The organism is Streptomyces sp. NPDC127092 (assembly GCF_042722475.1).
Classification (GTDB): domain Bacteria; phylum Actinomycetota; class Actinomycetes; order Streptomycetales; family Streptomycetaceae; genus Streptomyces.
The window spans coordinates 85,161-92,402 of sequence record NZ_JBHXFE010000037.1 but is presented as its reverse complement, the minus strand read 5'-3'; the positions used below and the strand labels follow the sequence as shown (position 1 = coordinate 92,402).

General features: G+C 73.6%; 7 protein-coding genes. 5 read left to right on the top strand and 2 right to left on the bottom strand.

The annotated features are described in order from the left end of the window. Positions 1-56 precede the first annotated feature (56 nt). Positions 57-323: an antitoxin gene (locus ACFWJO_RS27310; protein ID WP_386869227.1), complete on the bottom strand. Its 267-nt coding sequence runs from the start codon at positions 321-323 to the stop codon at positions 57-59. A gap of 41 nt (positions 324-364) precedes the next feature. Then, positions 365-694 carry a hypothetical protein gene (locus ACFWJO_RS27305; RefSeq protein WP_386869225.1) on the bottom strand — a complete coding sequence of 110 codons (330 nt, stop codon included), beginning with the start codon at positions 692-694 and terminating at the stop codon, positions 365-367. Positions 695-807: 113 nt separating this feature from the next. Here ACFWJO_RS27305 and miaA point away from each other — a divergent pair, with 113 nt between their 5' ends. The 5 genes from miaA to ACFWJO_RS27280 all read left to right on the top strand — a co-directional run bounded on the left by miaA (position 808) and on the right by ACFWJO_RS27280 (position 7,123). Continuing rightward, positions 808-1,746, top strand: a complete 939-nt coding sequence (miaA, locus tag ACFWJO_RS27300; protein ID WP_386869223.1) for a tRNA (adenosine(37)-N6)-dimethylallyltransferase MiaA — start codon at positions 808-810, stop codon at positions 1,744-1,746. A gap of 108 nt (positions 1,747-1,854) precedes the next feature. Further along, positions 1,855-2,319, top strand: a complete 465-nt coding sequence (locus ACFWJO_RS27295; protein WP_384415278.1) for a hypothetical protein — start codon at positions 1,855-1,857, stop codon at positions 2,317-2,319. A 590-nt stretch (positions 2,320-2,909) separates the two neighbouring features. After that, positions 2,910-3,335 (top strand): hypothetical protein, encoded by a 426-nt coding sequence (locus tag ACFWJO_RS27290; protein WP_386869221.1) that lies wholly within the window; start codon positions 2,910-2,912, stop codon positions 3,333-3,335. A gap of 511 nt (positions 3,336-3,846) precedes the next feature. Further along, entirely contained in the window at positions 3,847-4,707 is an 861-nt protein-coding gene (dapF, locus tag ACFWJO_RS27285) for a diaminopimelate epimerase (protein WP_386869231.1), read from the top strand. Positions 4,708-4,966: 259 nt separating this feature from the next. Next, positions 4,967-7,123, top strand: coding sequence for a RelA/SpoT family protein (locus ACFWJO_RS27280; protein ID WP_386869219.1), 2,157 nt, complete (start codon positions 4,967-4,969; stop codon positions 7,121-7,123). The last annotated feature ends 119 nt before the right edge of the window (positions 7,124-7,242 follow it).

The window sequence follows — 7,242 nt, the reverse complement described above, 5'->3', positions numbered from 1 at the left end:
CCGGGAGCCAACCCCCCCCTCCCCCTCCGCCGTTGCGTTGAGGAGGGTGTCCCGGGTCAGGCGGCCGGCGGCGGGGGCGGACCGGCGGGGCCGGTGGGGCCGGCCGGGCCCTCGTCCTTGTGGGCGAGGCGGTCGATGGCGTGCTTCGCCTTCCCGGTGCCGGACTCGATCTTGTCGCTGTACTTGCCCTTGGTCTTCTCGTCGACCTTCCTGGCGGCCTTCTCCAGGCCGTGTTCGACCTTCCCCCCGTGCTCCTGGGCGAGGTGGGAGACCTTGTCCCTGGCCGGGGCGAGCTTGGCCTTCAGTGAATCCAGGAGACCCATGGGGTCACCGTCCCTCCGCGTTCCTCGTGCCTTCTTAGGGCCTACTTGCGGGCGCCCTCGCCGGCTTCGTTGTCCGCTGCCTCCTCGGCGGACTGCTGCTTCGGGATCTCGACGGACTCGACGGACTCGGCGGACCCGACGGACCGGGAAGGGTCGGCGGAGTCCGCGGCAGTCGCATCCGTCGACGCCGCGTGCGCGGCCTCCGCGGCCTTCTCGGCGGCCTCGGACACCTCCGGCGTCCCTGAGCCGGCAGGCTTCTCCGTCACGCCGTCCGTCACGTCCTCCGTCGCGTCCTCCGCCACGGTCGTCGCCTCGGAGACCTCTTCGACCTCTTCCTTACTCTTACGGCGAAACAGTGCGAAAACGCCCATATCTGCTCCCTAGCGTACTCAGGGTCCTCATTCCGCAACAGGCAACGAAGCCGGATGAGAGCCGTCACGTAGCTCATTCGGGGACGCGGCGGGAGGTTTGCGAGACTGGGGCGGTGAGAAGTGCAGCTCCCGCCTCGCGGGTCATCGCCGTCGTCGGTCCCACAGCGGCCGGAAAGTCCGATCTGGGCGTGTTCCTCGCCCAGCAGCTCGGCGGCGAGGTCGTCAACGCCGATTCGATGCAGCTCTACCGAGGGATGGACATCGGCACCGCCAAACTGACGATGGAGGAGCGCGGCGGCGTACCGCACCACCTCCTCGACATCTGGGACGTGACCGAGGCCGCGAGCGTCGCCGAGTACCAGCGCCTCGCCCGCGCCGAGATCGACCGGCTCCTCGCCGAGGGCCGCACCCCGATCCTGGTCGGCGGCTCCGGGCTGTACGTACGGGGTGCCCTGGACGTCATGGAGTTCCCCGGCACCGACCCCGAGATCCGGGCCCGCCTGGAGGGCGAGCTGGAGGAGCGCGGCTCCGGCGTGCTGCACACCCGGCTCGCCGCCGCCGACCCGGAGGCAGCGCGGGCGATCCTGCCCAGCAACGGCCGGCGCATCGTCCGCGCCCTGGAGGTCATCGAGATCACCGGCAAGCCGTTCACGGCCAACCTCCCGGGCCACGACTCCGTCTACGACACCGTGCAGATCGGCGTCGACGTCGCCCGTCCCGAGCTCGACGAGCGCATCGCCACCCGTGTGGACCGCATGTGGGAGGCCGGTCTCGTCGACGAGGTCCGCGCCCTGGAGGCGCGCGGGCTGCGCGAGGGGCGCACGGCCGCCCGCGCGCTCGGCTACCAGCAGGTGCTCGCGGCGCTCGCGGGGGAGTGCACCGAGGAAGAGGCCCGCGCCGAGACGATCCGCGCCACCAAGCGCTTCGCGCGCCGCCAGGACTCCTGGTTCCGGCGTGATCCCCGGGTGCACTGGCTCAGCGGCGCCGCCGAGGACCGCGGGGAACTCCCGGGGCGGGCGCTGGCGTTGGTCGAACGAGCGGTTACAGCCTGATCACGTGATGGCATCGGGACGTCATGCCCGTCATTCCGGGGGTGTGCGGCGTGCCATCATCGAGCATCGATCGACCAAGTGGAGTCCGAGTTGGGAGGGCGCGTGGCGATGGAGGCCGGCCCTCGCGACACCGAGCAGCAGGCCGCCGTCCGGGGTGAAGTCCCCGGTGAGGCGCCCGGACTGACGCCGGACGGCCCGGACGAGGCCGAGGGCAGCGCCGTCGAGGTGGATGCGGCGGAAGTCGAGGTGGAACTGCGCCCGCAGCGCCGCCTGAGGATCTGGCAGCTCGCCCCGATCGTCGCGCTCGCCGCCGTCGGCTCCCTGATGTTCGCCTTCCCGCTCGCCTTCGGCTCGGGCGACGGCGGCGCCGTCGTCGCCATGCTGGGCCTGCTGATCAGCTGCTGCGCGGCCGGCTGGGGCATGATGGCCGCGCGCCGGGTCGGCTACACCTGGCCGGGCCTGCCGGTACGCGGCTCCGGCGAACGCCCGAACTGGCGCGCCCTCGCGCTGTACGTGACCTTCAGCGCCGTCCTGGTGGCCCTGGCGGTCTGGCGCGTCGCCCGCCTCCGCTGAGGCCCGCCGGGGCGACCGACACCCAGCGCCCCGCCCTGGGCCCGGGGTCGTTCACCGAGCGCCGTAGACCCCGCCCTGACCCGGGTCGTAGACCCTGGCCACGGGGCCTCCAGGCCCCGAGTCCCTCACTGACCCGGGGCGCAGGCCTCCACGTGCCCGGGCCCGGCATCTACCGCGGCCACGCACCGGGCCGTGGGGCCTGCACGGACCCCGGGGGCCACAGAGCGACTGCGGGCCCCGCGCCGGCCCCGGAGGCCGCAGACGTGGCCCGCAGGCCGCGGTGGCCGCGCGCAGACCCCAATGCCGTTGCCTGAGGGCTGTGTGGCGGGAGACGCTCCGAAATACAGGCTGGCCCGACCTTCGTTGGTTGCCCGGGACGTGCTGACGGGCATCTCACCTGGCCTGGCGGGCTGACGAAGGAGTGGCGCGTACTACAGTCCCGGCTCGTGACCGATGCTGCGCACCGCACTGCTGCGGATGACGACGCGCTTCTGGAGAGGCTGCACGCACTCGCGTGGGGCTCCGAGAGCGTGCCCGCCTCTCGTGGGTGTGTCCCAGATCAGCCGTTCCCGCCCCTTACGAAGACAGAAGTGGACCTTGCTGAGCACAGCCTCGGGTATCCCTTGCCTGGGTTGCTCCGCCGTATCTACACAGAGGTCGGCGACGGCGGGTTCGGGCCGGAAGGCGGCCTTGCGTCGCTGACGCCGCGCCGCGTTCCGCATTGGCATCTGCCGGACTGGCATTGCGCGACGACCATCCACGCCCAGCGGGCGGGGTGGGGGGCGCCGGCGTCCTGGTTCTTCTTGACGGGCGGCGGCTGCACGATGGAGTGGTACGTCTCCCTGATAGCGGTTGATCACCCGGTACTGCTCTGGGATGCCGATGGCTGGGAACCGGACTGGGGCCAGGATCCTCATCACGGCCTGCGGTATGCGGCGCCATCGCTGCGCCAGTGGCTGTGGACCTGGGCAGACGGGGGCGACGTCTGGGACGAAGTGCTGGCACAACCCGATTAAGGGCCAGCGGGCGATGACAGAGCTTGCACATTCTTCTGCCTTCTGCGCGGGCTGTCCTGCCCCGCAGGTGCTCTGGCCGCCGGCCGCGTACCGGTTCCCACGCGCATACCCCGGCCGCCCGTCGCGCGCCGGTTCGCCGGCCCGCACCCGGCCGCGTACCCCGACCCGCCACAGGGCCTCAGACCGGGCCGTGGGCCCCCATCCGCCGAGGCCCCGCAGAGCGGGCCGTGGGCCGCATCCGCCCCAGCCCCACTGACCTGGCTGCACGCCGCGTAACCGGCATCCGGCCCCGCGTCAGCCGTATGCCCCCACCCCGCCGCAGGGCCGCACCGGCCTGGTCCGCGCAACCCGGCCGCAGGCGCGCCGGCCGCCGGCCCGCGTAGTCGGCGGCAGGCCGCGCCCCGGCCAGCAGGCCCCGCCCCGTACGGGCGGCCCGCCCGTACCGCTCCCTGGACTGCGGCGCCCCTTGTCGGGCCCGCCCCGTACAGTTGATCGCGTGAGCAACGCGCAGATGACCTCGCCCCTCGTCTTCCTCAAGGGACACGGCACCGAGAACGACTTCGTGATCCTCCCGGACCCGGAGAACGCCGTCGACCTTCCTCCGGCCGTCGTCGCACGGCTCTGCGACCGGCGGGCGGGCATCGGCGGCGACGGCGTGCTGCACGTCGTGCGCAGCGCCGCCCACCCCGAGGCGAAGCACCTGGCCGACGAGGCCGAGTGGTTCATGGACTACCGCAACGCGGACGGCTCCATCGCAGAGATGTGCGGCAACGGCGTCCGGGTCTTCGCGCGCTACCTCCAGCACGCCGGGCACATCACCGCCGGCGAGGTCGCCGTCGCCACCCGCGGCGGGATCAAGCGCGTCCACCTCGACAAGGACGGCTCCGTCACCGTCCGCATGGGCAAGGCCGTGCTCCCCGAGGCCGGCGTCACGGTGACCGTCGACGGCCGCAGCTGGCCCGCCCGCAACGTCAACATGGGCAATCCGCACGCGGTCGCCTTCGTCGAGTCCCTCGACCACGCGGGCAGCCTCAACGACGAGCCGCCGTACGAGCCGGCCGCCGTCTACCCCGACGGCGTCAACATCGAGTTCGTGGTCGACCGCGGTCCGCGCCACGTGGCCATGCGGGTCCACGAGCGCGGCGCCGCCGAGACCCGCTCCTGCGGCACCGGCGCGTGCGCCGTCGCCGTCGCCACCGCCCGCCGTGACGGCGCCGACCCGGCCGCGTCCGGCACGCCCGTGACGTACACCGTCGACGTCCTCGGCGGGACCCTCGTGATCACCGAGCACCCCGACGGCGAGATCGAGATGACCGGCCCCGCGGTGATCGTCGCCGAGGGCACCGTCGAGCCGTCCTGGCTCGACGCCTGACGCGTCCCCCGACGCCTGCCGTCCGGAGCCTGTCGTCTTACGCACGCCCCCCGCACTCCCCCCGCCCGCCGCGCGTCGCGTGCCTCGGACGTCACAGAATCGAAACCGTCAACGACTGATTCGTCCCTCGAATGGGTGATCCCGTTCACGCTCGGCGAGAGCGGGACTGCGCCACGTGGTGGGGTCGGTAGCATCAAGCACCGGCCCACCGGGCACGCCTGCCCGGCCCACCGCCGGTCGACGCCGCCGGAGGTTGCCCATGAGCGCAGAGGCCACCAACCCCGTGAGCGACGCCGAGGCCGCCGGCCCGGACGCTCCCGGCCGCAGACGCGGCCGTCCCAGGATCGATCTGCGCAGGCTCGGGCGGGCCGCCCTGCTCGGCGCGACCGCCGGGCCCGCCGCCCGCCACCGGCTGCCCGATGCCATCGGACACGTCGCCGAGGCCCACCGCGCCCACCACCCCGACGCCGACCTGGCCGTGCTGCGCCGCGCGTACGTGCTCGCCGAGTCCTCCCACCGCGGACAGTTCCGCAAGAGCGGCGAGCCGTACATCACCCACCCGCTCGCCGTCACCCTGATCCTCGCCGAACTCGGCGCCGAGACCACCACGTTGACCGCCGCCCTGCTCCACGACACCGTCGAGGACACCGACGTGACGCTCGACCAGGTGCGCCGCGAGTTCGGCGACGAGGTCGCGTACCTCGTCGACGGCGTCACCAAGCTGGAGAAGGTCGACTACGGCGCCGCCGCCGAGCCCGAGACCTTCCGCAAGATGCTCGTCGCCACCGGCAACGACGTCCGGGTCATGTCGATCAAACTCGCCGACCGGCTGCACAACATGCGGACCCTCGGCGTGATGCGCCCCGAGAAACAGGCCCGCATCGCCAAGGTCACCCGCGACGTCCTCATCCCGCTCGCCGAGCGCCTCGGCGTCCAGGCGCTCAAGACCGAGCTGGAGGACCTGGTCTTCGCGATCCTCCATCCCGAGGAGTACGAGGCCACCCGCGCCCTCATCGCGGGCAACACCGGCGCGGGCGACGCCCTCGGCGCCATCGCCGAGCAGGTGTCCGCCGTCCTGCGCGAGGCGGACATCGGAGCCGAAGTCCTCGTCCGGCCCCGGCACTTCGTCTCCGTGCACCGCGTCCGCCTCAAGCGGGGCGAACTGCGCGGCAGCGACTTCGGGCGGCTCCTCGTCCTGGTCGGCGAGGACGCCGACTGCTACGCCGTCCTCGGCGAACTGCACACCTGCTTCACGCCGGTGATGTCCGAGTTCAAGGACTTCATCGCCGCCCCCAAGTTCAACCTCTACCAGTCGCTGCACACCGCCGTCGCCGCCCCCGACGGCGCCGTCGCCGAAGTCCTCATCCGCACCCACCGGATGCACAAGGTCGCGGAGGCCGGCGTCGTCGCCCTCGGCAACCCGTACGCGGCGAGCCCCGACGGCCCCGACGGCGCCGAGGACGGCGAGCGCGTCGACCCCACCCGCCCCGGCTGGCTGTCCCGGCTCCTCGACTGGCAGGAGTCCACTCCCGACCCCGACACCTTCTGGACCTCGCTGCGCGCCGACCTCGCCCAGGACCGCGAGATCACCGTCTACCGCGCCGACGGCGGCGTCCCCGGCATGATCAGCCTGCCCGCCGGTGCCACCTGCGTCGACGCCGCCTACGCCGAGCACGGCGAGGCCGCCCACGGCTGTCTCGGCGCCCGCGTCAACGGCCGGCTCGCGCCGCTGAGCACCGTCCTCCACGACGGTGACACCGTGCAGCTGCTGCTCGCCCAGGACGCCGCCTCCGGGCCCTCGCCGCAGTGGCTCGACCACGCCCGTACGCCCGCCGCGCGGATCGCCATCACCGGCTGGCTCCAGGCGCATCCCGAGGCCGCCAAGGTCCCCGCCGCGGCCCCCCGCCCGCCCGCGAGCGTCACCGCCGACCGGCGCTCCGGCACCCGGCTGCGCGCCGAGCTCCCCGACGCGGCGGCGGGCGCCACACCTCCGACCGTCCGCCCGGCGGGCTGTTGCACGCCCGTACCGCCCGACGAGATCACCGGCTTCGTCGTACGCGGCGGCTCCGTCACCGTCCACCGCACGGGCTGCGCCTCCGCCGACACCATGAGGAGACACGGCCGGGTCCCGGTCACCGTCCACTGGGGCGACACGGCCGAATGCCGGGTCACCCTCGTCGCCGAGTCCTTCGGCCGGCCGAGGCTGCTCGCCGACCTCACCGAGGCCATCGCCGGTGAGGGGGCCGCCGTCGTCTCGGCCACCGTCGAGCCTCCGAGCGAGCAGCGGGTCCGCCACACGTACACCCTCCAACTGCCGGACGCCGCCGGGCTGCCCGCCCTGATGAGGGCCATGCGGGACGTGCCCGGGGTGTACGACGTGAGCCGCGCCCGCCACCCCGCGTCGCCCGGGCTCTGACCGGCCGTCGCCGGCGACCGGAGCAGCCGCCAGGCCCCGATCCTGGGCCCCGCGCGGGCCCGGCACCGGCCCCGGCCTGACCCCTTCGAGTGGCGGGCGCGCGCGCCGCCCGGGGGAGC